The sequence below is a fragment of the Streptomyces sp. NPDC094147 genome, assembly GCF_044764265.1.
Lineage (GTDB): Bacteria > Actinomycetota > Actinomycetes > Streptomycetales > Streptomycetaceae > Streptomyces.
Genome location: NZ_JBIWHT010000007.1, coordinates 166584 through 191474, shown reverse-complemented (window position 1 = coordinate 191474; position 24891 = coordinate 166584). Strand labels below are relative to the sequence as shown.

Annotated in this window: 23 protein-coding genes; 9 read left to right on the top strand and 14 right to left on the bottom strand. The window is 69.9% G+C overall.

Features of this window, described 5'->3' with window-relative positions:
• The first annotated feature begins 19 nt into the window (after positions 1-19).
• Positions 20-1777, top strand: a complete 1758-nt coding sequence (locus ACIQ8J_RS14285) for a GAF domain-containing sensor histidine kinase (protein ID WP_403269285.1) — start codon at positions 20-22, stop codon at positions 1775-1777.
• Between the two features lie 124 nt (positions 1778-1901).
• Here the strand turns inward: ACIQ8J_RS14285 and ACIQ8J_RS14280 are convergent, their stop codons facing one another.
• Positions 1902-2780 carry a Cof-type HAD-IIB family hydrolase gene (locus ACIQ8J_RS14280; RefSeq protein ID WP_403269282.1) on the bottom strand — a complete coding sequence of 293 codons (879 nt, stop codon included), beginning with the start codon at positions 2778-2780 and terminating at the stop codon, positions 1902-1904.
• 200 nt (positions 2781-2980) lie between these two features.
• On the opposite strand from ACIQ8J_RS14280, the gene ACIQ8J_RS14275 reads away from it, so the two are divergent.
• Positions 2981-3886 carry an LLM class flavin-dependent oxidoreductase gene (locus tag ACIQ8J_RS14275; RefSeq protein ID WP_403269279.1) on the top strand — a complete coding sequence of 302 codons (906 nt, stop codon included), beginning with the start codon at positions 2981-2983 and terminating at the stop codon, positions 3884-3886.
• Here ACIQ8J_RS14275 and ACIQ8J_RS14270 read toward each other — a convergent pair.
• Both ACIQ8J_RS14270 and ACIQ8J_RS14265 read right to left on the bottom strand, forming a co-directional pair.
• Complete coding sequence (locus ACIQ8J_RS14270) at positions 3883-4347, bottom strand: hypothetical protein (protein WP_403269277.1); 465 nt, start codon at positions 4345-4347, stop codon at positions 3883-3885. The genes ACIQ8J_RS14275 and ACIQ8J_RS14270 overlap by 4 nt on opposite strands.
• Positions 4348-4556: 209 nt before the next feature.
• The gene (locus tag ACIQ8J_RS14265) at positions 4557-5072 is read right to left on the bottom strand and encodes a PadR family transcriptional regulator (RefSeq protein WP_403269274.1); all 516 of its coding nucleotides are present in this window, start codon (positions 5070-5072) and stop codon (positions 4557-4559) included.
• A 111-nt stretch (positions 5073-5183) separates the two neighbouring features.
• Between ACIQ8J_RS14265 and ACIQ8J_RS14260 the strand changes: the two genes are divergently transcribed.
• Both ACIQ8J_RS14260 and ACIQ8J_RS14255 read left to right on the top strand, forming a co-directional pair.
• On the top strand, positions 5184-5741 hold the full coding sequence (locus tag ACIQ8J_RS14260; protein WP_403269272.1) for a hypothetical protein: 558 nt from the start codon (positions 5184-5186) through the stop codon (positions 5739-5741).
• Positions 5742-5745: 4 nt separating this feature from the next.
• Positions 5746-7113, top strand: a complete 1368-nt coding sequence (locus ACIQ8J_RS14255; protein WP_403269269.1) for a carotenoid oxygenase family protein — start codon at positions 5746-5748, stop codon at positions 7111-7113.
• Between the two features lie 154 nt (positions 7114-7267).
• Here the strand turns inward: ACIQ8J_RS14255 and ACIQ8J_RS14250 are convergent, their stop codons facing one another.
• Genes ACIQ8J_RS14250 through ACIQ8J_RS14235 form a run of 4 tightly spaced genes read right to left on the bottom strand, consistent with a single transcriptional unit; the run spans position 7268 to position 11785 of the window.
• Positions 7268-8197, bottom strand: coding sequence for a MerR family transcriptional regulator (locus ACIQ8J_RS14250; protein ID WP_403269267.1), 930 nt, complete (start codon positions 8195-8197; stop codon positions 7268-7270).
• Between the two features lie 38 nt (positions 8198-8235).
• Entirely contained in the window at positions 8236-9168 is a 933-nt protein-coding gene (locus ACIQ8J_RS14245) for a metal-dependent hydrolase (protein WP_403269265.1), read from the bottom strand.
• Positions 9165-10934, bottom strand: a complete 1770-nt coding sequence (locus ACIQ8J_RS14240; protein WP_403269687.1) for an SDR family oxidoreductase — start codon at positions 10932-10934, stop codon at positions 9165-9167. Before ACIQ8J_RS14240 ends, ACIQ8J_RS14245 begins: the two co-directional genes overlap by 4 nt.
• A 2-nt stretch (positions 10935-10936) precedes the next feature.
• The gene (locus tag ACIQ8J_RS14235; protein WP_403269262.1) at positions 10937-11785 is read right to left on the bottom strand and encodes a M24 family metallopeptidase; all 849 of its coding nucleotides are present in this window, start codon (positions 11783-11785) and stop codon (positions 10937-10939) included.
• 251 nt (positions 11786-12036) lie between these two features.
• Between ACIQ8J_RS14235 and ACIQ8J_RS14230 the strand changes: the two genes are divergently transcribed.
• Genes ACIQ8J_RS14230 through ACIQ8J_RS14215 form a run of 4 tightly spaced genes read left to right on the top strand, consistent with a single transcriptional unit; the run spans position 12037 to position 15595 of the window.
• On the top strand, positions 12037-13062 hold the full coding sequence (locus ACIQ8J_RS14230; RefSeq protein WP_403269259.1) for an ABC transporter ATP-binding protein: 1026 nt from the start codon (positions 12037-12039) through the stop codon (positions 13060-13062).
• Positions 13052-13939 carry an ABC transporter permease gene (locus ACIQ8J_RS14225; protein WP_403269256.1) on the top strand — a complete coding sequence of 296 codons (888 nt, stop codon included), beginning with the start codon at positions 13052-13054 and terminating at the stop codon, positions 13937-13939. Before ACIQ8J_RS14230 ends, ACIQ8J_RS14225 begins: the two co-directional genes overlap by 11 nt.
• Complete coding sequence (locus ACIQ8J_RS14220; protein WP_403269253.1) at positions 13936-14847, top strand: ABC transporter ATP-binding protein; 912 nt, start codon at positions 13936-13938, stop codon at positions 14845-14847. The genes ACIQ8J_RS14225 and ACIQ8J_RS14220 overlap by 4 nt, the downstream gene beginning before the upstream one ends.
• 28 nt (positions 14848-14875) lie before the next feature.
• Complete coding sequence (locus ACIQ8J_RS14215; protein ID WP_403269251.1) at positions 14876-15595, top strand: ABC transporter permease; 720 nt, start codon at positions 14876-14878, stop codon at positions 15593-15595.
• An 88-nt stretch (positions 15596-15683) separates the two neighbouring features.
• Here ACIQ8J_RS14215 and ACIQ8J_RS14210 read toward each other — a convergent pair whose 3' ends face one another.
• From ACIQ8J_RS14210 to ACIQ8J_RS14200, 3 genes are all read right to left on the bottom strand, one after another.
• Positions 15684-16445 (bottom strand): hypothetical protein, encoded by a 762-nt coding sequence (locus ACIQ8J_RS14210; RefSeq protein WP_403269249.1) that lies wholly within the window; start codon positions 16443-16445, stop codon positions 15684-15686.
• Between the two features lie 305 nt (positions 16446-16750).
• A complete protein-coding gene (locus ACIQ8J_RS14205) occupies positions 16751-18022 on the bottom strand; it encodes a CynX/NimT family MFS transporter (RefSeq protein ID WP_403269247.1) in 1272 nt (423 codons plus the stop codon).
• 118 nt (positions 18023-18140) lie between these two features.
• On the bottom strand, positions 18141-18821 hold the full coding sequence (locus ACIQ8J_RS14200) for a FadR/GntR family transcriptional regulator (RefSeq protein ID WP_403269245.1): 681 nt from the start codon (positions 18819-18821) through the stop codon (positions 18141-18143).
• A 96-nt stretch (positions 18822-18917) separates the two neighbouring features.
• On the opposite strand from ACIQ8J_RS14200, the gene ACIQ8J_RS14195 reads away from it, so the two are divergent.
• Positions 18918-19604, top strand: coding sequence for a rhomboid-like protein (locus ACIQ8J_RS14195; protein ID WP_403269243.1), 687 nt, complete (start codon positions 18918-18920; stop codon positions 19602-19604).
• Positions 19605-19910: 306 nt separating this feature from the next.
• Here ACIQ8J_RS14195 and ACIQ8J_RS14190 read toward each other — a convergent pair whose 3' ends face one another.
• The 4 genes from ACIQ8J_RS14190 to efeB all read right to left on the bottom strand — a co-directional run bounded on the left by ACIQ8J_RS14190 (position 19911) and on the right by efeB (position 24882).
• Positions 19911-20732: an HAD family hydrolase gene (locus ACIQ8J_RS14190; RefSeq protein ID WP_403269240.1), complete on the bottom strand. Its 822-nt coding sequence runs from the start codon at positions 20730-20732 to the stop codon at positions 19911-19913.
• Entirely contained in the window at positions 20729-22018 is a 1290-nt protein-coding gene (gene serS, locus ACIQ8J_RS14185) for a serine--tRNA ligase (protein WP_403269237.1), read from the bottom strand. The genes ACIQ8J_RS14190 and serS overlap by 4 nt, the downstream gene beginning before the upstream one ends.
• A gap of 579 nt (positions 22019-22597) precedes the next feature.
• The gene (gene pheA / locus ACIQ8J_RS14180) at positions 22598-23533 is read right to left on the bottom strand and encodes a prephenate dehydratase (RefSeq protein WP_403269234.1); all 936 of its coding nucleotides are present in this window, start codon (positions 23531-23533) and stop codon (positions 22598-22600) included.
• A gap of 74 nt (positions 23534-23607) precedes the next feature.
• Positions 23608-24882, bottom strand: a complete 1275-nt coding sequence (gene efeB / locus ACIQ8J_RS14175) for an iron uptake transporter deferrochelatase/peroxidase subunit (protein ID WP_403269231.1) — start codon at positions 24880-24882, stop codon at positions 23608-23610.
• Between the last annotated feature and the right edge of the window lie 9 nt (positions 24883-24891).

Below are 24891 nucleotides of genomic sequence, written 5' to 3'. Positions count from 1 at the left end.
GACTAACTAGTCTCAAGGCATGTCACTGTCGCCAGACCCGAAGAGACCGACGGGCCACCAGGACGTCAAGGACCTGGACCGCAGGGATCAGGATCCGCTCGAAGCGGCGACCCGGGCCACCCGCAGTCTGCAGGGGCTCTCCACCGAGCTCACCGCTCGGGTGCCCCAGTTGCTGGAGGCGATGCGCTCGGTGGGCACCGGCCTTGAACTGCACTCCACCCTGGACCGGATCTGCGAGACGGCGGCCGAACTCGCCGACGCGCGATACGCGGCCATCGGGGTCGTGGACGAGGAGCGCAGGGGGCTCTCCGACTTCGTGACGTACGGCGTCGGCGACGATGTTGCCCACGCCATCGGGCACCTGCCCGACGGCCATCGCGGGCTGCTCGGCTGGCTGATCCACCATCCGGAGCCGCTGCGGCTCGCCGAGATCTCCGCCGACCCGCGTTCGGCCGGACTCCCCCAGAACCATCCGCCGATGCGCACCTTTCTCGGCGTCCCGATCCGCGTCCAGGGCGAGATCTTCGGCAATCTCTATCTGACCGAGAAGCACAACGGCGCCGAGTTCAACGACTACGACCTGCACATGGTGCGGGTGCTCGCCACCGAGGCCGGGATCGCCATCGGCAACGCCCGGCTCTACGAGGCGGCGCGCCAGCGCGAGCGGTGGATCGACGGCTCGGTCGCCGTCACCACGGCTCTCCTCTCGGGCGGCGACGCCGACGACGCCCTGGAGGTCGTCGCCGAACAGGCCCGCCACCTGGCGGACTCCGATGCCGGAATAGTGCTCCTGCCCGCCGAGGAGGGAGGTCTGGAGATCGTCGCCGTCTCCGCCGACGACCAGGCCACCACGCTCGGTGTGGTGATCCCGCCGGAGAGCCCGGTCGTCTCGACTCTGCTGGCCGGCGAGGCGGTCTTCGTGGAGGACGCCGCATCCGATCCGCGCATGATCACCAAACTGTCGGAGCGGTACGGGCCGAGCATGCTGCTGCCGTTGCAGAGCGGCGGCCGGGTCCTCGGCGCGCTCGCCACGCCCCGGGCGCGCGGCGGACGCCCCTTCACCGAGGCCGAGCGGACCCTGGCCAGCCAGTTCGCCTCGCAGGCCGCGCTCGCGCTGATGATGGCGGAGGCCCAGCGCGACCGGGAACGGCTGGCGGTGTACGAGGATCGTGACCGGATCGCCCGTGATCTGCACGACCTGGTCATCCAGCGCCTCTTCGCCACGGGAATGATGCTGGAGGGTGCCCAGCGCAAGTCCGTGGTGCCCGAGGTGCAGGGCGGCATCGGCAAGGCGGTGGATGAACTCGACGTCACCATCCAGGAGATCCGGACTGCGATCTTCGCGCTCCAGCAAGGCCCGGCCGAGGCACCCTCCGGACTGCGCACCCGCGTACTGCGGGAGATCAACATGGCCGCCGTGCCGCTGGGCTTCAAACCCGCCCACCGCTTCCTCGGCGCCGTGGACACTCTGGTTGGCGAGCTGACCGGCAAGAACCTCATCGCGGCATTGCGCGAGGCGCTCTCGAACGCCTTCCGGCATGCGGAGGCATCCCGTATCGAGGTCGTCGTGGACGCCACCGCGCAACTGCCGGACGGCAGCCCAGGGGTGCGGCTGACGGTCGCCGACAACGGGATCGGGATCCCCTCGGGCGGCCGCCGCAGCGGACTGCGCAATCTCCAGCGGCGCGCGGAGGCGCTGGGCGGATCGAGTTCGTACGGTGCCGGCCTCGGGGACGGCGGGGGTGGGACGACGGTGTTCTGGGAGGCACCGCTCTGAGGGTGTTTCACGTGAAACAGCGAGGGGTGGTGCGCGAGGTGTGTTTCACGTGAAACACAGGACCGAGCCGGGGGCGGCGCCGCCAGGCAGTGCGGTGGCGGCGCGCTGTGGAGACCGGCCGGACTCAGAGAGCCTTGAGGATCTGCTCGATCACGACGGCCACACCGTCCTCGTTGTTGGCGACGGTACGCCCGGAAGCGGCGGCGAGGACATCGGGATGAGCGTTGCCCATGGCGTACGACGTGCCTGCCCAGCTCAGCATCGCCATGTCGTTCGGCATGTCGCCGAAGGCCACGACCTCGGCGGGCGAGATGCCGCGCTCGGCGCAGCACAGGGCCAGCGTGGAGGCCTTGGAGACACCGGCGCCGCTGATCTCCAGGAGCGCGGTCGGGCTGGACCGGGTCACCTCGGCGCGCTCGCCGATCGCCGCACGGGCCAGTGCGAGGAAGTCGTCGGGGGACAGCTCAGGGTGGAACGCGAGCATCTTGAGCACCGGCTGGTCCGCCGTGTCGGCATCTTCGGCCAAGATCTTTTCGGCTGCTGAGACGCTCGCTGCCGGATCCATGTGCATCGGCGGATAGGCGAGTTCGTGGTGGAACCCGCCGGTGCGCTCGACCGCGAAGGACGTGCCGGGCACAGCCGCCCGCAGGAGTGTGACGACATCGAGGGCGGCGGCCCGCTCCAGCGGCCGCACCATCACGAAGCGGTGCCCGTCGCCGACGCCGTGCAGATCGACGACGGCCGCCCCATTGCCGCAGATGGCCAGGCCGTGGCCGTGGACATGGGCGCTGACGACATCCATCCAGCGGGCCGGCCGACCGGTGACGAAGAAGACCTCGATGCCCGCCTCCTCGGCGGCGGCCAGGGCCGCGACCGTACGGTCCGAGACCGATTTGTCGTCGCGCAGCAGGGTGCCGTCCAGATCGGTGGCGATCAGCCGTGGTGCGGTGGGCAGGTGCCGGGTGGCCGGGGCGGGGTCCGTAGCAGAGGTCACAGGAACCATTGTCCCGTACACGAGTGCACGGGCGTGCGAATGGGCGCGCATCTGAGAGCGCGGGCCGGTGCGCCTGGGGCACGAGGGGGCGTACGGGAAATCGGTGATGCTCCGGGAAGCGTGTGCAAAGTGCTGCAGCTGTTTCTGAGGTGGCCCCAGGCATCCCGTGCTTCGGCCGTGCCGGAGGTGACGGGATCCGACGTACGCTCGTGGGTATGCGTCTGAGCACTGTGATTCTTCCGGTACGCCGCTGGCACGACGGCGGTCGCGACGAGTGGCTGCGCGCCGAGGAGCTGGGCTTCCACACCGCGTACACCTACGACCATCTGTCCTGGCGGACATTCCGTGACGGGCCGTGGTTCGGGGCGGTCCCGACGCTCACGGCCGCCGCTGCCGCCACCACCCGGCTCCGGCTCGGCACGCTGGTCACCTCGCCGAACTTCCGGCACCCGGTGACCCTCGCCAAGGACCTGATCACGCTCGACGACGTGTCGAACGGCCGGATCACCCTCGGGATCGGCGCGGGCGGCAACGGCTTCGACGCCACCGCGCTCGGCCAGGAGGCATGGACGCCGCGCGAACGGGCGGACCGCTTCGGCGAGTTCGTGCCGCTGCTCGGCCGACTGCTCACCGAGGACTCGGTGACGTACGACGGCACCTTCTACTCGGCGGTCGAGGCGCGCAACATCCCGGGCTGCGTCCAGCGGCCCAGGATCCCCTTCGCGGTGGCCGCGACCGGCCCGCGCGGGCTGAAACTGGCGGCGAAGCATGGTCAGGCGTGGGTGACCACGGGTGACCCGAAGCTGTTCGAGAGCGGTACGCCCGACCAGTCCGTCGAGGCCATCCGCGAGCAGATCAAGAAGCTGGGAGCGGCCTGCGACGAGATCGGGCGTGAGGTGGACGAGCTGGACAAGATCCTGCTCACCGGCTTCACCCCGCAGCCCGGCCGCCCGCTGGAATCGCTGGACGCGTTCGTGGACTTCGCGGGCCGGCACTTCGAGCTCGGCTTCACGGAGATCGTCCTGCACGCGCCGATCCCGGACTCCGACTTCGCGGCCGACCCGAAGATCTTCGAGCAGATCGCCACCGAGGGGCTCGCGCAGCTCGGCCGTTAGCCCTTACCGCTGCGGACGCGCGCGCTCATCCAGGGGGTGAGCGCGCCGAGCAGGATCAGTTCCTTGTACGTCTCGTCGCCGGGCAGCGGCACCACCAGCCACCAGCCGGGCGGGAAGAACCGGCCCTTGACGTGCGCGAGCCCGCCGTAGACGGAGCGCAGGAAGGCCGGCACGGAGTCGCGCGGCACATCGTCGAACTGCACGCCGTCCACGATGACTTGGGCGTCGTCCTCCGGATAAACCCGCACGGTCACAGAAGGCGAGCCGCCGAGTTCGACATACGCCTCGTGCGGCAGCGAACCGTCCGGGTCGACCACCGCGAAGATCCCGGAAGAGGTGCGGCGAGAGGTGCGATCGGCGCCGATGTCGTCGGTGACCTCGACCGTCAGCCGGTGCTCGTCGGCGATCGCGCGGATGGCGGTGACCGCGGACTCGGTGGTGGGCAGATGCGGATGTTCCATGGAGCCGATCATGCCAAGGTACCCGGGCTCGGGCCGGTGGCCGCAGATACTCCGGCGGGGGTGCGGCGGGCGGCAGACCGAGGTCCACGGCCATGGTGCGGTCCTGGCTGGCCCGGATGGTGCCGCCCGCAACGGCGAAACGCCGCTTGTCGTTGGTGGCGACGACATGGTTGAGCTCGGCACCCCAATTCCCTTGGTAGCGCGGCCTGTTACGGCTTGAGTTGCTCCGCTGCCCACCGGGCCCATTCCTCGTGCATCGTGCTGAGCCGCTTGCCGTACTCCAGGGCGAGGCGGCCGTGCACGGAGATCGCGTCGTCGCCCCAGTCGATGACCGCCTCCGCCTCCTTGAGGCCCGCGAGCTGGCGGGCCGAGCGCTCGGCCTCGGTGAGCAGATATGTCTGCGCTTCGAGCGGGGTCAGCTCGCCGAGGAAGAAGACGCGGAGCAGGGCGTCGCTGCGCCGGGTGCGGACCGGCTCGACCTCGGTGAGCCAGTGGTGCAGCTCGGCCCTTCCCGATTCGGTGATCGCGTACTCCTTGCGGCCGCGCGGGCCCTCGGCGGACACCTCGACCAGACCGGCATCGGCGAGCTTGCCCAGCTCGCCGTAGACCTGGCTCTGGGTCGCCGACCAGACGTGGGCGAGCGAGGTCTCGAACAGTTTCATCAGGTCGTAGCCGCTGGCCGGCCGGTCGGCAAGGAGGCCCAGGACTGCATGGCGGAGGCTCATGAAAGCCACCTTACATTCCACTCTTGACACGTCAAAGCGAGAACCTCTACATTTGACATGTCGAAGTTGGAATGTGGAGCGGGCGAGAGCTCGGAACCGAGGGGGACTCTCATGAACTACCTGCGCGGATTCATTCCGTGGATCGTCTTCGCCGCCGTCGGCAGCTCGCACTGGCAGTGGGGCGCGGTCGCCGCCCTCGCGGTGGGTGCCTGGCTCCTCTACGCCGACCGCAAGCGCGGGGTCTCCGGCGACTCCCTGATTCTCGAGCAGTCCACGATCGTCTTCTTCGCCGTCCTGAGCGTCATGGCCTTCGCCGCTCCCGACAGTGGCCTCCGCGAGTACGGCGGCGCGCTGGCCATCGGCTGGCTGGCCCTGACCGCCTGGGGGACGCTGGCCGTCCGCCGGCCCTTCACCACCGGGATAGCCAAGCGGCAGGCGCCGCGCGAGGTGTGGAACAACCCCGTGTTCATCCGGATCAACGTGGTGCTGACCACCGTCTGGGCGGCCGCCTTCACCCTGACCGCCGCCGGGCTCGCCGTCATCGACGCCGAGTCGCTGGGCAGCCCTGCCTCGATAGCCGTCCAGGTCGCGGGATTCGCCATCCCCGCATTGATCACCGCCCGGTACCCGGAGCGCGCCCGCCGCGCCGCCGTCCAGAAGGCCGCCTGAGACCATGACCGCCACCCACAGCAGCACCGCCGCGATCCCGCCGGCGTCGCACCTCGCGGGTAACTTCGCACCCGTCGCCGAAGAACTGACCACTCACGAGCTGCCCGTAACCGGCGCCATACCGCCCGAGCTGTCCGGCTGGTACGTACGCAACGGACCCAATCCGCACGACGCCGCGTCCGCCCACTGGTTCTTCGGGGACGGGATGGTCCACGGCGTCCGGCTCGAAGGAGGCAGGGCCCGCTCCTACCGCAACCGCTGGGTGCGCACCTCGACCTTCACCGACGGCGCGCGCGTCTACGGCCGGCAGGGCAACGCGGACTTCACCGCCGGAGCCGCCAACACCCATGTGGTGCGCCACGCGGGACGCACCCTGGCGCTGGTCGAGTCGTCCTTCCCGTACGAACTGGACGGCCGACCGGGGCATGAGCTGGAGACGCTGGGGCCGTACGACTTCGACGGCCGACTCACCACCGCGATGACCGCGCATCCCAAGACCTGCCCGGTCACCGGCGAGCTGCACTTCTTCGGGTACGGGATGCTCGCCCCGCCGTATGTCACCTACCACCGCGCGGACGCTCGGGGCGAGCTGGTGGTGAGCCGGCCGGTGGAGGTGCCGGGGGCGACGATGATGCACGACTTCCATCTCACCGCGTCCCATGTGGTGTTCATGGACCTCCCGGCCGTCTTGGACCCGGAACGGGCGATGCGGCCCGGCGGCGGCATGCCCTACCGCTGGGACGAGGAGTACGGGGCGCGCCTCGGCGTGCTGCGCAGGGACGATCCGTACGGCGAGGTGCGGTGGCTGACGGTCGATCCCTGCTACGTCTTCCACGCGCTGAACGCATACGACGAGCCCGGTGACGGCGCCGGGCGCGGGAAGCGGATCGTGCTGCACGTCGTGCGGTACGACCGGCTGGGGGCACCCGGGGCCACCCTGTGGAGGTGGACGCTGGACCTGGCGGCGGGGGTGGTCCGGGAGGAGCGGCTGGACGACCAGTCGTGCGAGTTCCCCCAGGTCGACGACCGGCTGGCCGGGCTTGAGGCACGGTTCGGCCATGTCACGGTGGCGCAGGCACTGTCCTCGGGGCCGATATCGGGGGCGCTGCTCCGCTACGACTTGGGGACGGGGGCTGTGCAGCGGCACGAGTTCGGGGCGGGGCGGGCCCCGGCGGAGGCAGCGTTCGCGCCGGCGGACGACCGGCCGGGCGGCCCGGGGTGGCTCCTCAGCTATGTGTACGACGCCGCCAGGGACGCCAGCGATCTGGTCGTCGTCGATGCGGAGAACCTCGCGGCTCCTCCGGTCGCGACGGTCCATCTTCCGCAGCGTGTGCCGTTCGGCTTCCACGGCAACTGGCTCGCCGATCAGTGACGCCAATCACCTTATCGAGGAGGCAAGTTGGGTTTGGTCCACAGTGAACTCACGTTATCCACAGGTAATTTGGCAGTGCTGTGGACAACTGGAGTGGCATTTGGGGGTTTTGGTGGATTTAGGGCAGATATGGGCGTGTTCGGTGGAATGGCATCTACTTGCTACCCCGAGTTGGAGTCGAGAGGGCGTCCAAGGTGCGGCTCTGCACCTCGCGTTCCGTGGCTGCCGTGATGAACGCGGTGACGTTGTCCGGCCCCACCAGGGCCTGAACAGCCCGGATCGTGTCAGCGGGCAGTGTCACCGGGCCGGGGTCCGCTGCGGGCGGGGCGGCGGCGGGCGTACCCAGGTGGCGCTGGAGGTGGCGGGTCGCGAACAGGCGCATCGCACGGGCGAGTTCGGCGTCGACGGTCTGCTGGGCCAGTGGGCGCAGTCGGCGCACCAGATCGGCGGCTTCGGCGGCCTCGGCGTCGGTCGGGGGGCGGTGACCCAGGTAGCGCGCGAAGACGTGTTCCGTGGTGAAGTCGAGGAAGCGGGCCGCGATGTGTTCCACCTGGCCGCGCAGTTCGCGCAGGTGTCCTGAGATGGCGCTGAGCGGCACCCCGGCCGCATACAACTCGGCGGCCACCGCGAGCTCTTGGGGGCTGGGGACCAGGAACTCGGAGTCGTTGCCCGGGATGCGCTCCAGGATGCCGAGTTCCACCGCGTCGGCGACGGCCGCGTCGTCCTGGGCGCCGCCGAAGGTCGCGTCGAGAGCGGCTCGGGAGATCCGGGCGGCCTCCTCGTCGGTCCAGGGACCGCTGACCTCGGCGACCAGGCCGAGGACTCCGCCCAGACCCCGGCCGGCGTCCCAGGCCTCCAGGAGTTCCTTGATGGAGGCCAGGGTGTAGCCGCGGTCGAGCAGATCGGCGATCTGGTGCAGCCGGGCCAGGTGGGCGTCCCCGTACACATTGGACCGGCCGCGCCGTTCGGGCCGGGGCAGCAGGCCCCGGTCCTGGTAGGCGCGGATGGTGCGGACCGTGGCGCCGCTGGCGTGTGCCAGATCCTCGATCCGGTACTCGGCCGTCGCTGCGGATGGCGGCGTCACCTGCTGAACCCCTGACTGCCCGGACAAACCCACTCCCTCTAACCCAAGGCGGCGCGGCCCACCGCGCCCGCCGCCGCTCGGGCCGCCGGCGAGGTCGCGAGATAGTCGACGGCCTTGCGCAGGGAGCCCTCCTGCGAGGGATGGTACGACCGGTGGAAGTAGCGGGGTATGGCCGTGCCCAGCTCCTTCCAGCTGGGCAGCAGCCCCCGGCGCACGGCCCGGTTGTGCTCGCGCAGCGAGTAGCGCAGCCGGCCGGCCAGCTGGGGGTCGTGCCGGATCAGATAGGAGGCGCCCCACGCCCACAGCCACAGCAGCACCGGCGCGACCACCACCATGCCCTCGACGCGGCGGGCGTACCGGGGCAGCCCCGCTCCGCCGCAGTGCTGGTACATGTCGAAGGCGACCGCCCGGTGCTCGACCTCCTCCGCGCCGTGCCAGCGCAGCAGATCCAGCATGACCGCGTCCGAGCCGGCCCGGTCCAGCCCCTCGGCGTGCAGCACCCAGTCGCCGAGCACCGCCGTGAACTGCTCGATCGCGGCGATCAGCGAGAGCCGGAAACGCAGCCACTCCTGGGTCGGTACCGGCGCCCCCAACGGCGGTTTCTCGCCGAGGAGTTTCTCGAAGAGGAAGTCGACGTGCCGGGTGTAGGCGGCGGTGTCGAGATGCTGCGCCGCCAGATGGTCCAGGACGTAGGCGTGCTGCACGCTGTGCGTGGCCTCCTGGCCCATGAAGCCCTTGACGTCCTTGAGCAGCACCGGGTCGCTGACCAGCGGCAGCGCCTCTTTGAACACCTTCACGAACCACCGCTCGCCCGCCGGGAGCAGCAGGTGCAGCACATTGATGACATGGGTGGCGGTGGGCTCGTCGGGTATCCAGTGCAGCGGCGTTGCGTCCCAGTCGAACGAGACCCGGCGCGGGGTTATCCGGTAGTGCTCCTCGCCTTTCGTGCCTTCTCGGCGCTCGGCGCTCACAGCGGCGGCTCCAATCGGGCGATCGCGCGCAGGACCCCGGGCGCGAAGCGGGACATGAGATGGGCGCCGCGGGCCTCGGGCGTCACCGGTACCACGGCCTGGTTCTGCACCACGGCCCGCAGGATCGCCGAAGCGACCTTCTCCGGTGGGAAGTTGCGCATGCCGTACAGGCGCGAGGTCTTCTTCTGGAGGCGCTGCTCCTCCTGGGTGTCGGCCCCGGCGAAGTGCGTGGTCGAGGTGATGTTGGTGTTCACCAAGCCGGGGCAGATCGCCGAGACGCCGATGCCCTGCCCGGCCAGTTCCGCGCGCAGGCACTCGCTGAGCATCAGCACCGCCGCCTTCGACGTGCTGTACGCGGGCAGCGCCCGGGAGGGCTGGAAGGCGGCGGCGGAGGCGGTGTTGACGATGTGGCCGCCCTGGCCGCGCTCGGCCATCTGCTTGCCGAAGACGCGGCAGCCGTGGATGACGCCCCACAGATTGACGTCGAGCACCTTCTTCCAGTCCTCGGCGGTGGTGTCGAAGAAGGAGCCGGACAGGCCGATTCCGGCGTTGTTGACCAGAACGTCCACCACGCCGTATTCGGTGGCGACCTTCGCGGCGAGCTTCTCCATCGCCTGCTCGTCGCTGACGTCCACGGTCTCGCCCCAGGCCTCGGGCGCGCCGATCAGCCGGGACATCTCCGCGGTGCGGGCCGCGCCCTCCGCGTCCCGGTCCACGGCCACGATCCGCGCCCCGGCCTCGGCGAACGCGAAGGCGGTGGCCCGGCCGATACCGCTCGCGGCACCCGTGACCAGCACCAGCTGGCCGCCGAACCGGTCGGCGTAGGGGCCCGTCGCGATCGCGTCCTGCGCCGGAATGCCGTCTTCGTTGGCGCGGACGAACTCGCTGATCCAGGCGGCCAGTTGGTCCGGCCTGGTGCGCGGCACCCAGTGCTTGGCGGGCAGCGTCCGGCGGATCAACTGCGGAGCCCACTGCTCCAGTTCGGCGTACAGCTGCGGCGAGAGGAAGGCGTCGTCGAGCGGCGTGATCAGCTGGACGGGCACATGGGCGTAGGCGTCGGAGCGGGGGCGGCGCAGCCGGGCGCGGACGTTGTCGCGGTAGAGCCAGGCTCCGTGCGCCGCGTCCTGGGGAAGGGACGCCGTCGGATAGCCGTCGGCGGGCACCTTCTCCACGCGCTGCAGGATCTTCGGCCACTGCTTGCCGAGCGGGCCGCGCCAGGCGAGCTCCGGAAGGACCGGGGTGTGCAGCATGTACACGTACCAGGACTTGGCGCCCTGGCCGAGGAGTTGGCCCACCTTGCGCGGGGTCGGGTGGCTCATCCGGTGTTTGATCCAGTGCCCGAAGTGGTCGAGGGAGGGCCCGGACATGGAGGTGAAGGAGGCGATCCGGCCTTCGGTGCGCTTGACGGTGGCGAACTCCCAGCCCTGCACCGAGCCCCAGTCGTGGCCGACCAGGTGCACCGGCCGGTCCGGGCTGACCGCGTCCGCCACCGCGAGGAAGTCGTCGGTCAGCTTCTCCAGGGTGAAGCCGCCGCGCAGCGGGGCCGGAGCGGTGGAGCGGCCGTGTCCGCGGACGTCGTACAGCACTACGTGGAAGCGCTCGGCGAGCCGCTCGGCGACCTCGGACCAAACCTCTTTGCTGTCGGGATAGCCGTGCACGAGGAGCACGGTCGGCTGGGATTCGTCGCCCAGTTCGGCGACGCAGAGCTCGATCCCGCCGGTCCGCACCCAGCGCTCGCGCGCCCCTTCGATGTTCACGCTCGCCATGCTCACGATGCCTTCTCCTCGGCCCAGCGCCGCACATGCGGCAGGTCGTCATCCAGCCAGAACGCGCTCTGCTCGGGGTCCCTGGAGTCGGTGACGACCAGGATCTCCTCGAACTTCGCGCCCGTACCCCGGAAGCCGAGATGCGGCTCGACCGCCCACAGCCCCGGCTGCGGAGGATGGTCGGAGAACTTGTACGGGGACCACAGCGGCGACCAGCCGTCCCGGTGGCCGTGCATCGCGTCGCTCGCCAGGCCCCTGAGCGCCTGGGTGCCGAACCCGAACAGGGTCGGTGACCAGCGGCGCTCCTTCACCCGGTCGATCTTGTGGGCGATCACGCCGAAGGGATAGGCCCGGTGCCGGTTGGCGTACCCCTGGCGGACCATGAGCCGGTCCACGTCCTCGTAGATCTCGCGCAGCGGCCGCTTCTCGCGCACCTCGCGCAGGATGAGGTCGCGGTGCGCCTCCAGGTCGGCGAGCAGCCTGTTGTGCACCGGGTTGAGCCCGAGGCAGCCGGAGTAGCCGATGTCCGCGGTGCAGCCCTTGTAGACCGGGGCCATGTCGAGGATGAACGGCATCCCCGCCTCCAGGCGCCGGTTGGTGGGGAAGAACTGCAGGGGCACGCGGAAGTTCACGAACGCCGTGCGGTCGCCGAACCAGGCGAACGGCAGGTGGAACCAGTCGCGCACCCCCCGCCCGCGCAGCCAGTCCCGCTGCATCCGCGCGGCCTCCCGCTCGGTCACCCCCGGTTTGAGCTGTGCGGCAACCGCCTCCGCGCACTCGTACGCGAGGCTCTGTACGTCCCTGAACCCGCGCAGTCGCGTGCCGAGTTCAGCCTTCACCGCCGATGGCATCCGTCCACCCCTGTCGCCCTACGCGTGCGTAACTTGACACTGATGAATGTGACAATGCTCGGCGGCTGCGTCAAGGGCCGCGCATCAGCCTGTGGACAACGAGCCGGTTGTGGACAACTCGGTGCCCCGCCCCGGTGGGCCTGTCAGCCTCACGTACGGGTCCGCCTACGGGTCCGTACCTCTGGAGTCGGACACCGATCCAGCCGCCTGGTCTGACGCTTCGTGTGTGCTGCGCCACTACCGTCGATGACGTGACTGTGATCGCGACCGAAAGCCTGAGCAAGCGGTTCCCCAGGGTGACCGCGCTTGACCGGCTCTCGTTGGACATCGGCCCCGGCGTGACCGGGCTGGTGGGCGCCAACGGAGCCGGCAAGTCCACGTTGATCAAGATCCTTCTTGGTCTCTCGCCCGCCACGGAGGGCACCGCTGCCGTGCTCGGACTCGACGTGGCCACCAGCGGCAGCGCCATCCGCGAGCGGGTGGGCTACATGCCGGAGCACGACTGCCTGCCGCCCGACGTCTCGGCCACCGAGTTCGTCGTGCACATGGCGCGCATGTCGGGCCTGCCGGCCACCGCGGCCCGCGAACGCACCGCCGACACACTGCGCCACGTGGGCCTCTACGAGGAGCGCTACCGGCCCATCGGCGGCTACTCGACCGGTATGAAGCAGCGGGTCAAGCTCGCCCAGGCGCTCGTCCACGACCCCCAGCTGGTCCTCCTGGACGAGCCGACCAACGGTCTCGACCCGGTCGGACGCGACGAGATGCTCGGTCTGATCCGCCGTATCCACACCGACTTCGGCATCTCGGTCCTGGTCACCTCGCACCTCCTGGGCGAGCTGGAGCGCACCTGTGACCACGTAGTGGTCATCGACGGCGGCATGTTGCTGCGCTCCAGCTCCACCAGCGACTTCACGCAGATGACCACGACTCTCGCGGTCGAGGTCACCGACTCCGACACCCACCCCGACGGCACGGAGGCGGTGCGCAAGGCGCTCACCGACGCCGGGATCACGCTGCACGCGGGCGTGGAGGACGGACTGCCGGGCGCCGGCCACATCCTCCTGATCGAGGCCACCGGCGAGGACACCTACGACACGGTCCGCGACACCGTGGCCCACCTCGGCCTCGGTCTCGTACGGATGGAACAGCGCCGTCACCACATCGCCGAGGTGTTCAAGACCCCGGCGCAGGAGCCGGTCTCCGAACGCGCCGCAGCGTGGGCGGCCACCGCGGCGGGCGCCGAGCAGAAGGGAGGCGGCCACGATGGCAACTGACAGCACCCAGACCCAGATCCACAACATCGGCTACCGCAACTACGACGGGCCGCGCCTGGGCCGGGCCTACGCCCGCCGCTCGCTCTTCTCGCAGTCACTGCGCGGGGCGTACGGGCTGGGGCGCAGCGCCAAGTCCAAGGTGCTCCCGATGCTGCTGTTCGCAGTGATGTGCGTGCCCGCGGCCATCATGGTCGCGGTCGCCGTCGCCACGAAGGCCAACGACCTCCCGGTGCAGTACACCCGGTACGCGATCTTCCTCCAGGCCGTCATCGGGCTGTTCATCGCCGCCCAGGCACCCCAGACCGTCTCGCGCGATCTGCGCTTCAAGACGGTGCCGCTGTACTTCTCGCGGCCGATCGAGCGCCTCGACTACGTCCTGGCCAAGTTCGCCGCCATGGCGTCGGCGCTCTTCATCATCACGGGCGCGCCGCTGGTGATCCTCTATGTCGGCGCGCTGCTCGCCAAACTCGACTTCGCGGACCAGACGAAGGGGTTCGCCCAGGGGCTGGTCTCGGTGGCACTGCTCTCGCTCCTCTTCGCCGGCATCGGCCTGGTCATCGCCGCGCTGACACCGCGCCGCGGTTTCGGCGTGGCCGCCGTCATCGCCGTACTGACCGTCTCCTACGGAGCGGTCTCCGCGGTCCAGGGCATCGCCTTCCACCAGGGTTCCACCTCAGTGATCCAGTGGCTCGGCCTGTTCTCCCCCATCACGCTCATCGACGGCGTGCAGAGCGCGTTCCTCGGCGCGAGCTCCTCCTTCCCCGGCGGGAACGGGCCGGGGTCCGGGGCCGGAGCGGTCTATCTGCTCGTCGTCCTCGCGCTGATCTACGGCTCGTACGCCGTGCTGATGCGCCGCTACCGGAAGGTCGGGCTGTGACCACCATCGACATCGACCACACCTCGCGCTGGTTCGGCAACGTGGTGGCGGTCAACGACGTCACCATGACGATCGGCCCCGGTGTGACCGGACTGCTCGGCCCCAACGGCGCCGGAAAGTCCACCCTCATCAACATGATGGGCGGCTTCCTCGCCCCGTCCACCGGAACGGTCACGCTCGACGGCGAGCAGATCTGGCGCAACGAGTCCGTCTACAAGAAGATCGGCATCGTCCCCGAGCGGGAGGCCATGTACGACTTCCTCACGGGCCGCGAATTCGTCGTCGCCAACGCCGAGTTGCACGGCCTCGGCGCCCGCGAGGCCGGGCAGGCCCTGGCCACGGTCGAGATGGAGTACGCCCAGGACCGCAAGATCCAGACGTACAGCAAGGGCATGCGCCAGCGCGTCAAGATGGCCTCCGCCCTCGTCCATAACCCGTCGGTGCTGCTGCTCGACGAGCCCTTCAACGGCATGGACCCGCGCCAGCGCATGCAACTGATGGAGCTGCTGCGGCGGATGGGCGCCGAGGGCCGTACGGTCCTGTTCTCCTCCCACATCCTCGAAGAGGTCGAGCAGCTGGCCTCGCACATCGAGGTCATCGTGGCCGGGCGCCACGCGGCCAGCGGCGACTTCCGCAAGATCCGCCGTCTGATGACGGACCGGCCGCACCGCTATCTGATTCGCTCCAGCGACGACCGGGCGCTGGCCGCGGCGCTGATCGCCGACCCGTCGACCGCGGGGATCGAGGTCGACCTCAAGGAGGGCGCGCTCCGTATCCAGGCCGTCGACTTCGGCCGGTTCACCACCCTGCTTCCGCAGGTCGCGAAGGCGCACGGCATCCGGCTGCACACGGTCTCGCCGTCCGACGAGTCCCTCGAATCCGTCTTCTCCTACCTCGTAGCGGCCTGAGCGCCTCCAGAAAGGAGCGGACGTTCCCATGTACAACCCGACCGTCGCCCGGCTCACCTACCGGGCTCTGCTCGGCCGCCGCCGGGCCGCCATCCTCTTCGTCCTGCCTGCCCTGCTGATCGTGATCTCGGCGGCCGTACGTTCCTTCAGCGGGGCCGACGACCAGATCGCCGCCGACCTCCTCGGCAGCTTCGCGCTGGCCACGATGGTGCCGCTGATCGGTGTCATCGCCGGTACGGGCGCGATCGGCCCGGAGATCGACGACGGCTCGATCGTCTATCTGCTGGCCAAGCCGGTGAAGCGTTCGACGATCATCTTCACCAAGCTGATCGTCGCGATCGCCGTCACGATGGCCTTCTCCGCGATCCCGACGCTGATCGCCGGGTTCATCCTGAACGGCAACGGCCAGCAGATCGCGATCGCCTACACGGTGGCGGCGCTGGTCGCGTCCATTGCGTACGCCGCCGTCTTCCTGCTGCTCGGCACGGTCACCCGGCACGCCGTGGTCTTCGGCCTGGTGTACGCGCTGGTCTGGGAGTCTCTGTTCGGCAATCTGGTGCCGGGCGCGCGCACGCTGAGCGTGCAGCAGTGGTCGCTCGCCCTCGCCGAGAAGATCGGCGCGAACGGCGTCATCTCCTCCGACGTGGGGCTGCCGCTCGCGGTGATCCTGCTGGTGGGCGTGACCGTGGCGGCCACCTGGTACGCGGGCCGGAAGCTGCGCACCCTGAAGCTGGCCGGGGAGGAGTGACGGGGGTTTCCCGGACAGGGGCGGGGCCCGGCGACGACAACTCGTCGCCGGGCCCCGCCTGTTGTGCTGCTCGTCCGTCCGCTGCCGGCTACCTCCGACGCCTGCGGCGCTGCCGCGGGACGGCGGGCCACTGCCGCTTGAGATCCGCGACGTCCTCGGAGAGGTCCGCGAGCCGGACGCTCATCGCTCCGACCACGCGGTTGGTGGCGTCGAGCCGCCGGTCCACGGCTTCCAGCCGGTGGTCCATCGCCTCGATCCGGTGATCCATCACTTCCATGCGGTGGTCCATCGCCTCCAGCCGCACCGACATCCGCCTCAGCACCGGACCGAGCTCCTGGAGCGCGGGGCCGATGTGGGCCATGGAGCTCTCCAGATTGGTGACCCGGACTTCGAGACCGTCGTAGCGGGGGTCGCCCGCGATGACGGTCCGGGGGGTCTCCTCGGTGTCGAGGAGGTAGGTACGTACTCGGCGAGCTATGTCGCTGTCGCGAAGGAGCATGGCGATGTTGAGTACGGCTCGGCGGGTGAAGAGGCGGAGGTGAGCCCGGCCCTGTGGATAACTCGCCGATGGCTCGTCTTCTGAAATGGCCAAGTTGGCCATTTCAAAGGCTTGCAGCTCAGAGCCCTTCAAGGTGCGCAGGCCGTTGGTGTGCAGCTCGTCGCGGTGCCGCTTGACGGCACTGTTGACGGCTTCCGCGGGGACATCGAAGTACCGCGCGACGGCCTCTGTGGACAAGTGGATGCCGTCTGGTAGCAACTGCAACGCCTTGACCTTCTCCAGGACGTCGACACGCCCCAGATGGTCGGCGCGCAGGGTGCGCGATTCGAGCAGGGCGACTTCGGATGGCATGGTCGGGCCTTCCGTTCATGGTCGTTGGTGCATGACTGGGACGCCCTATCCCCGGGCCACAGGGGTGGAGGTCCGCTCATCTACGCCACTGACTCAATGACCGGTTCTTGTACCGCGACCGGCAATCCCCAAATTCACGAAAGGTACGACGCCACCAACTCCAGTTGCCTCCACGCACGTTGACAACGAGTGGACTTTCGTACAAGTCACGCATCCGGGGAACGTGTGTTGGGAACAACCGTTTCGCCCGGGTGTCCGGGCCGGGCCGAGCACCCGGGCAGACCCGTCCGGACAGACCGCAGGCGCTAAACCGTCCGGTCCCGGGCCGCGAACAGGCCCACCCCGAGGGCCGCCGCGCACACGCCGAGGACGAGCGCGATCGGCACGGTCCAGCCGCCCGTCGCCTGGTGGACCGCGCCCGCGGCGATGGGGCCGACGGCCGCCAGCAGATAGCCGACCGTCTGGGCCATGCCGGACAGCCGGGCCGCCGTCCGGGCGTCGCCGGAGCGCAGCACGATCAGCGTGAGGGCCAGGCCCACCGCGCCGCCCTGGCCGATGCCGAGGATCGCCGCCCACAGCCAGGCGCCGCTCACCGGGGCGATCATCAGTCCCGCGTATCCGGCCGCGACCAGCGAGGTGACCAGGGCGATCAGCGGGCGCTGGCTGCGCATCCGGCCGGCCAGGAGCGGCACGCCGAACGCACCGGCCACCTGGATCAGGTTGTTGAAGGCGAAGATCACGCCTGCTGTGGAGTGGCTCATGCCGTGATCCGTGAAGATCGTCGGCATCCAGGCGATCAGCACGTACGACCAGAGCGACTGCAGGCCCATGAAGAGCGTGACCTGCCAGGCCAGGGCCGAGCGCCACACGCTCTTCCCGGCCGCGGGCCCCGCTGAGGCCGCGACGCGTACCTCATGCCCCGTACGGCCGCGCGCGATCAGCACCTGAGGCAGCCAGGCCACCGCGGCCAGGACCGCGAGCAGCGACCACACCGCCAGCGAGGCCTCCCAGCTGCCCCCGAACGCCTTCTCCAGCGGCACCGAAGAGGCCGCCACAACCGTCGCGCCCGCGATCATCGCTCCGGTGTAGACCGACGTCATCGCCGCTGCCCGGTCCGGGAAGTCGCGCTTGATCAGGCCCGGCATCAGCACGTTGAGCAGGGCTATCGCCGTACCGACCAGCACTCCGCCGCCGTACAGCGCCGCCGCCGAGTGCACCACCCGCACCAGGATGCCGACCGCCAGGAGCAGCAGGGCGAACAGCAGGACCGGCTCGCTGCCGAAGCGGCGGGCCAGCCACGGCGCCACCAGCGCGCCGAGCCCCAGGAACAGCACCGGCACGGAGGTCACCAGGCTGCTCGCCGTCGGCGACAGGCCGAACGACTGGCTGATCTCGCTCACCAGCGGCGACACACTCGCCAGCGCCGCCCGCATGTTCACCGACGCCAGCACGATCCCGACCAGCAGCACCACCGGATGCGCGAGCAGCGCCCGCCGCGCGGCGGCGCCCTGGAGTGAGGGCCGTACATCGGCCTCGGCATCCGGCAACAGCAGTTGATCAGCATCCGGGCGTGGCAAGGCAAGCACCTTTCTCGAAGAGTGAAGAGCGAAGAGCAAGGTCGATGAGCGAAGGGGGAACGCAAAAGCGCGGAACGCCGTAGGGGGAGCGCAACGTTCGGACGGTTGGACCGGGGCCTCAGCGGGTCTTGGCCACCACCGCGCGCACCGCTTCCAGCGGCTGGCGCAGGAGTTCCCGTACGGCGCGTTCGGCGGCCGCCGGGTCGCCGCTCTCGATCGCGTCGACCAGCGCCTCATGGGTGTCGAGGTCGATCGGCGGCATCTCCTCGTCGCGGAGCGAGGTGATCAGGCTTTCGTGCACCTGCACCGAAAAGAACCGGTACACCTCGATGAACGCCGGGTTGTGCGTGGCCTGCACCACGCCCATGTGGAACGCCATGTCGGCGTCGGCGGCCCGGTCGCCGTGCTCGCGCAGGGTCTGCAGCACGCCCCGCAGGGCCACCATGTCGTTGGTGTCGCGGCGTTCGGCGGCGAGCCGGGCGGCCTCGGCCTCCAATGCGACGCGGAGTTCGAGCACGTCAAGGGCGCCGGCCGCGCGAATGCCCCGGAGGACAGCCGAGGGGTCGGCCGTGGAGCGTACGAACGTGCCGTTGCCCTGGCGCGATTCGAGCAGGCCGGCGTGGACCAGGACGCGTACCGCCTCGCGGACCGTGTTCCGGCCGACGCCCAGCTGCTCGGCGAGCTCGTGCTCGGTCGGAATGCGGTCGCCGACCGCCCACTCGCCATTGGTGAGCTGGGCCCGCAGCTGATCGACCACCGTGTCCACCAGGGACTGCCGTCCCGCCGTACGAAGAGCCACGCCGTCCACTCCATTCACCCGGTTGCCCAGTCATCCTACAACTGCCTTCGGCCGGCCGTGGTCTTGCCCCACAGCCTTCCGCGCCATCATCTAGGGATGACGACCACGCTCCACCGCGGCACCGAGCCCTCGCGGCCGGTCCGGACCTGGGTGCGCTCCACACCCGGGACGCACATCTGGCTGCTGATCATCGCGATCACCAGCCTCGTCATCCAGCTCTCCTCGCAGGGCCTGGAGCACTTCCTCCTGCACCGCAACAGCAGCAACATCCACGAGCTGACCAAGCACCCCGTGCAGTCCCTGTTCACCAGCGCCTTCTGGATCGAGAACCCGTCCTCGTTCCTGCTCTACCTGGTGCTCTTCGAGGTCGTGCACGCCACGGTGGAGCGCTGGCTCGGCACCCTGCGCTGGCTGTGCACGGTCGTCGTCGGGCATGTGGTGGCGACCCTGATCAGCCAGGAGTACGTCCTGTGGTCGATCCAGAACCAGCACCTGCCCAAGCGCCTCGCGCACGCCATGTCCCACGTCGTGGACATCGGGGTCAGCTACGGGCTCGCCGCGTCGGCGGGCATCCTCGTGTACCGGCTGCCGTACCCCTGGCGCTGGCTGTACCTCGTAGGGGTGGTCAGCTTCTTCGGCATCCCGCTCGCGAGCGGCGGTACGTTCACCGACCTCGGCCATGTGACGGCGCTGGTCATCGGCTTCGCCTGCTGGCCGCTCACCAGGGGCGTACCCAAGAGAAAAGCAGTGGCGGCCAACGGCCGTGCGGGGCACAGTGGTTGAGGCAGACGCACGCGGAAGACGCGGACCCGCTGGACCGGGGAGGAGCGCGACGACGACCGTTCTTACGGGTCCGTCGAGCTCCCAGCGGGGTGGCGCAGGGCGGGCAGCGGAGTAGCACCGACTACTCCGGAGTGCCGCTCGCGAGCGGCTGCCGGGGCGGCCGCTTCGAGCGCGCATCCGCGCGAGGCCGCCCCTCTCGTACGTGTAAGGGGCGCCCGCAATGGCGGACGCCCCTTACACGTAACGGTACTTACTGCCCACGTGCGGTACTCACTGCTACCGCGGCCCAGGACTCGACCCGAGCATTCACCGCTGGAGGAGCTGCTCCAGCACCACGGCGATGCCGTCGTCCTCGTTCGACGCAGTGATCTCGTGGGCCATGGCCTTCAGTTCCTCATGGGCGTTGGCCATCGCCACGCCGTGCTCGGCCCAGCCGAACATCGGGATGTCGTTCGGCATGTCCCCGAACGCGATGGTGTCGCGCGCCGTGCAGCCGAGCCGGCGCGCGGCCAGCGAGAGGCCGGTCGCCTTGCTCAGGCCCAGCGGCAGCAGCTCCACCACGCCCGCGCCCGCCATGACCACGTCCACCAGGCTGCCGACCACCTGCCGAGCGATCTTCGCCAGCGCGTCGTCGTCGTACCCGGGATGCTGGATGTACACCTTGTTCAGCGGGGCCGACCACATCTCGGCGACGTTCTCGATGTGCAGGACCGGCAGCGGCCCCTCCTGCACCTGGTAGCCGGGGCCGACCAGGACCTCGCCGTCGATGCCGTCGCGGCTCGCGGCGAGCGCCAGCGGGCCGATCTCCGCCTCGACCTTGGCCAGGGCCAGACCGGCGAGCTGGCGGTCCAGCGTCACCGACGTCAGCAGCCGGTGCTCACCCGCGTGGTACACCTGCGCGCCCTGCCCGCACACCGCGAGCCCCTCGTAGCCGAGGTCGTCGAGGATGTGCCGGGTCCAGGGCACCGCCCGGCCGGTCACCACGATGTGCGCGGCGCCCGCCGCGGTGGCGGCGGCGAGCGCGTCGCGCGTGCGCTGCGAGACCGACTCGTCGGAGCGCAGCAGCGTCCCGTCCAGGTCGGTCGCGATCAGCTTGTACGGGAACGGGCGCCCCACAGCGGTGCTCACTTGGAGATCGGCTCCAGGACCTCGCGGCCGCCCAGGTAGGGGCGGAGCACGGCCGGGACCCGCACCGAGCCGTCGGCCTGCTGGTGGTTCTCCAGGATCGCCACGATGGTGCGCGGGACCGCGCACAGCGTGCCGTTCAGTGTCGACAGCGGCTGGACCTTGCTCTTGCCGTCGGCGGTGTCGCGCATGCGGATCGACAGGCGGCGGGCCTGGAAGCTGTCGCAGTTGGATGCCGAGGTGAGCTCGCGGTACTTGCCCTGGGTCGGGATCCACGCCTCGCAGTCGAACTTGCGCGAGGCCGAGGCGCCGAGGTCGCCGGTGGCGACGTCGATGACCTGGAAGGGGAGCTCAAGGGCGGTCAGCCACTGCTTCTCCCAGTCGAGCAGGCGCCGGTGCTCGGCCTCGGCGTCCTCGGGGTGGACGTAGGAGAACATCTCGACCTTGTCGAACTGGTGCACCCGGAAGATGCCCCGGGTGTCCTTGCCGTAGGTGCCGGCCTCGCGGCGGAAGCACGGCGAGAAGCCGGCGTAGCGCAGCGGCAGCTTGTCGGCGTCGATGATCTCGTCCATGTGGTACGCCGCGAGCGGGACCTCGGAGGTGCCGACCAGGTAGTAGTCGTCCTTCTCCAGGTGGTACACGTTCTCGGCGGCCTGGCCGAGGAAGCCGGTGCCCTCCATGGCGCGCGGGCGGACCAGCGCGGGAGTGAGCATCGGGACGAAGCCGGCCTCGGTGGCCTGCGCGATCGCCGCGTTGACGAGCGCGAGCTCCAGGAGCGCGCCGACGCCCGTCAGGTAGTAGAAGCGCGAGCCCGACACCTTGGCGCCGCGCTCGACGTCGATGGCGCCCAGCGCCTCGCCGAGCTCCAGGTGGTCCTTGGGCTCGAAGCCCTCGGCGCCGAAGTCGCGGATCGTGCCGTGCGTCTCCAGGACGACGAAGTCCTCCTCGCCGCCGAGCGGAACGTCCGTGTGGACGATGTTGCCGAGCTGGAGGAGCAGCTGCCTGGCCTGCTCGTCGGCCTCGTTCTGCGCGGCCTCGGCGGCCTTGACGTCGGCCTTGAGCTGCTCGGCCTTCTTCAGGAGCTCGGCGCGCTCTTCCGGCGTGGCCTTGGGGATGAGCTTGCCGAGCGACTTCTGCTCGGAGCGCAGCTCGTCGAAGCGGAGGCCCGAGGACCTGCGCAGCTCGTCGGCGGAGAGCAGGGCGTCGACAAGGGCGACGTCCTCTCCACGGGCGCGCTGGGAGGCGCGAACACGGTCGGGGTCCTCACGGAGCAGGCGAAGGTCAATCACCCCTCCAGGCTACCGGTGCGGACTCCCGGCCCCCCACCGGATATCCCGGGTGCGCTCCACCCGCGTGTCGCTTTGTCCGAATTGACCGAATTAAGGAATCTGACGTTGAAATTCCCGGCCGGGCGTCAAGGAAATCGGTGCCATTCCCCCGGAAAGAGGTGCTTTGTGGACGGTTGTTGACCGACTGCCTTGCCGCGCACGGGACTTGTCCACAGAAGCCCACAGTGCCGGAAACTTATCCACAGGCTGTGCGGGAGGTCTGTGGACTGTGGAAGAGATCGCTCCGAAAGCCGCATGCAAGCCCCAGGATTCCCGTCTCAAACCCGTTCCACACACTCATTCGGGTGGGAATTGCTCGCTCTAAAGAGTTGATCAATGGAATTGAGGTGACACGGGGCGGCCTGGCGTCCTGTGGACTGATCTGCCGTCACTACAGGGATTTGTCGACTGTGTCCGGTTGCGTTGTCGACTTACCCACAGGTCGAGAAGAGTGCCTGTGGATAACTCTGTGGACAACGAAAATCAGCAGGTAGGACCGCGTGATGCACAGGAGACCGGGCCGGGACGGGCTGCGAAGCCCTACGGGCGGCCGTCCTCGCAGCGCGCCAGCCACTCCGCCGCCTCCACGAACTCCGCGTCCGAGGTCCCGGCCCGCAGCGCCCGGACGTCGTCCAGCGTCACCTCCGCGCGCGGGTACGACCCGAGGAAGCGCACCTCCGGGCAGATCCGCCGCAGCCCCATCAGCGCCTCGCCCACCCGGCGCTCCGAGACGTGGCCCTCGGCGTCGATGGCGAAGCAGTAGTTGCCGATGCCCTGACCGGTCGGCCGGGACTGGAGCAGCATCAGGTTGACCCCGCGCACCGCGAATTCCTGGAGCAGTTCGAGCAGGGCGCCCGGGTGGTCCTCGCGCTGCCAGATGATCACCGAGGTCTTGTCCGCGCCGGTCGGCGCCGCGGGCCGGGCCGGGCGGCCGACGAGCACGAAGCGGGTCTGTGCGTTGACCGCGTCGTGGATGTCGGTGATCAGCGGCTCCAGGCCGTACGTCGCCGCCGCGAACTCACCCGCGAACGCCGCGTCGTACCGGCCCTCCTGGACGAGGCGGGCGCCGTCCGCGTTGGAGGCGGACGACTCCCAGAGCGCCTCCGGCAGATTCGCCCTCAGCCAGTTGCGCACCTGCGGCTGGGCCGCCGGGTGCGCGGTCACCGTCTTGATGTCCGAGAGCTGGGTCCCCGGGCGTACAAGCAGTGCGAACTTGATGGAGAGCAGCACCTCGCGGTAGATCATCAGCGGCTCGCCCGAGACCAGCTCGTCGAGGGTGGTGGTGATGCCGCCCTCCACCGAGTTCTCGATGGGGACGAGGGCGGCGGCCGCCTCCCCGTTGCGCACCGCGTCCAGGGCGGCCGATACGGACACCATCGGGACCAGTTCGCGGGTCGCGGCCTCGGGGAGCGTGCGCAGGGCGGCCTCGGTGAACGTGCCCTCGGGACCCAGATAGGTGTATCGCGTGGCGGACATGCACGTCACACTAATGGCCCGAAGTCGCCCGCACCCAGCGGTCGCCGCGACGGGCCCTTCCCGGCGGGCCCCGGTCACGACTCCAGGAGCCGCTGGCCCACGTACTCGCCCGCCTTCGGACCGCCCGGCACCGCGAAGAGCCCGCTCGCCTCGTGCCGCAGGAACGCCGACAAAGCGTCGCCCCGGTCGAGCTTGCGCTGCACCGGTACGAAGCCCTTGACGGGGTCGGCCTGCCAGCACACGAAGAGCAGACCGGCGTCCGGGGTCCCGTCCGCCGCGATGCCGTCGTGGTACGAGAAGGCGCGCCGCAGCATGGCCGCGCCGCCGTTCTGCTCGGGGGCGGCGATCCGCGCGTGGGCGTTCTCCGGAATGACCAGCTTGCCGTCCGGACCGAACTTGTCGAGCTGCATCTTGGTCGTCTCGGTACCTCCCGAAAGAGGGGCGCCGTCCGACTTCCTGCGGCCTATCACCTTCTCCTGGTCGGTCAGGGGCAGCTTCTCCCAGCTGTCCAGGAGCATCCGGATCCGGCGTACGACCGCGTACGAGCCGCCCGCCATCCACGCGGGCTGCGCGGTGTCCGGCACGAAGATCCGCTGCTCGAAGTCGGCGTCCGAGGGCTTGGGGTTGCCGGTGCCGTCGATCTGGCCCATCAGATTGCGGGCGGTCATCGGCTTCTTGGTGGCGCCCGGGGTGCGGTTGAAGCCGTTCATCTGCCAGCGCACCTTGGCCGCCGACCCGGCGTCCTGCTGGATCGCGCGCAGCGCGTGGAAGGCGACCAGCGCGTCGTCGGCGCCGATCTGCACCCACAGGTCGCCGCCCGAGCGCTGGGGGTCGAGCTGGTCGGAGGAGAAGTCGGGCAGCGGGTCGAGCTGGGCCGGGCGCCGGTCGGTCAGCTGCGTACGGTCGAAGAAGCCGTGGCCGAAGCCGAAGGTGACGGAGAGGGAGGAGGGGCCCGCGTCCAGGGCGACTCCCGTGTCTGCGCTGCCCGCCGGCTCGCCCGCCATCAGGGACTTGGCCGTCGCCGACCAGCGCCGCAGCAGGGCCGCCGCCTCCTTGCGGCCGGCGCCCGGGGCGAGATCGAAGGCGATCAGATGGCCGCTGGCCTGAAGCGGAGTGGTGATCCCCGCTTGATGTTTCCCGTGAAACATCACCTCGGTGGTGCCGACGGTCGTGAGCGCGGCCCCCGAGTCGGGGGCTTCGGTTGCCGCGTAGACCGCCGCGCCGCCCGCGGCCCCCAGCGCCATGCCGGCCACACCCGCCGCGCCGACGGTGCCGAGCAGCTTGCGCCGGGAGATGTCCAGGGCGGGGCCCTCGGTGGTGGCCGGGCCGGAGTTCTTGCTCTCGCTCATGTCAGTTCT

Coding starts and splice junctions, on each gene's coding strand:
- ACIQ8J_RS14285 (WP_403269285.1), top strand. CDS start 20: ATGTCACTGTCGCCAGACCCGAAGAGACCGACGGGCCACCAGGACGTC.
- ACIQ8J_RS14280 (WP_403269282.1), bottom strand. CDS start 2,780: ATGGTTCCTGTGACCTCTGCTACGGACCCCGCCCCGGCCACCCGGCAC.
- ACIQ8J_RS14270 (WP_403269277.1), bottom strand. CDS start 4,347: ATGGAACATCCGCATCTGCCCACCACCGAGTCCGCGGTCACCGCCATC.
- ACIQ8J_RS14265 (WP_403269274.1), bottom strand. CDS start 5,072: ATGAGCCTCCGCCATGCAGTCCTGGGCCTCCTTGCCGACCGGCCGGCC.
- ACIQ8J_RS14260 (WP_403269272.1), top strand. CDS start 5,184: ATGAACTACCTGCGCGGATTCATTCCGTGGATCGTCTTCGCCGCCGTC.
- ACIQ8J_RS14255 (WP_403269269.1), top strand. CDS start 5,746: ATGACCGCCACCCACAGCAGCACCGCCGCGATCCCGCCGGCGTCGCAC.
- ACIQ8J_RS14240 (WP_403269687.1), bottom strand. CDS start 10,934: ATGGCGAGCGTGAACATCGAAGGGGCGCGCGAGCGCTGGGTGCGGACC.
- ACIQ8J_RS14235 (WP_403269262.1), bottom strand. CDS start 11,785: ATGCCATCGGCGGTGAAGGCTGAACTCGGCACGCGACTGCGCGGGTTC.
- ACIQ8J_RS14225 (WP_403269256.1), top strand. CDS start 13,052: ATGGCAACTGACAGCACCCAGACCCAGATCCACAACATCGGCTACCGC.
- ACIQ8J_RS14215 (WP_403269251.1), top strand. CDS start 14,876: ATGTACAACCCGACCGTCGCCCGGCTCACCTACCGGGCTCTGCTCGGC.
- ACIQ8J_RS14210 (WP_403269249.1), bottom strand. CDS start 16,445: ATGCCATCCGAAGTCGCCCTGCTCGAATCGCGCACCCTGCGCGCCGAC.
- ACIQ8J_RS14195 (WP_403269243.1), top strand. CDS start 18,918: ATGACGACCACGCTCCACCGCGGCACCGAGCCCTCGCGGCCGGTCCGG.
- pheA (WP_403269234.1), bottom strand. CDS start 23,533: ATGTCCGCCACGCGATACACCTATCTGGGTCCCGAGGGCACGTTCACC.
- efeB (WP_403269231.1), bottom strand. CDS start 24,882: ATGAGCGAGAGCAAGAACTCCGGCCCGGCCACCACCGAGGGCCCCGCC.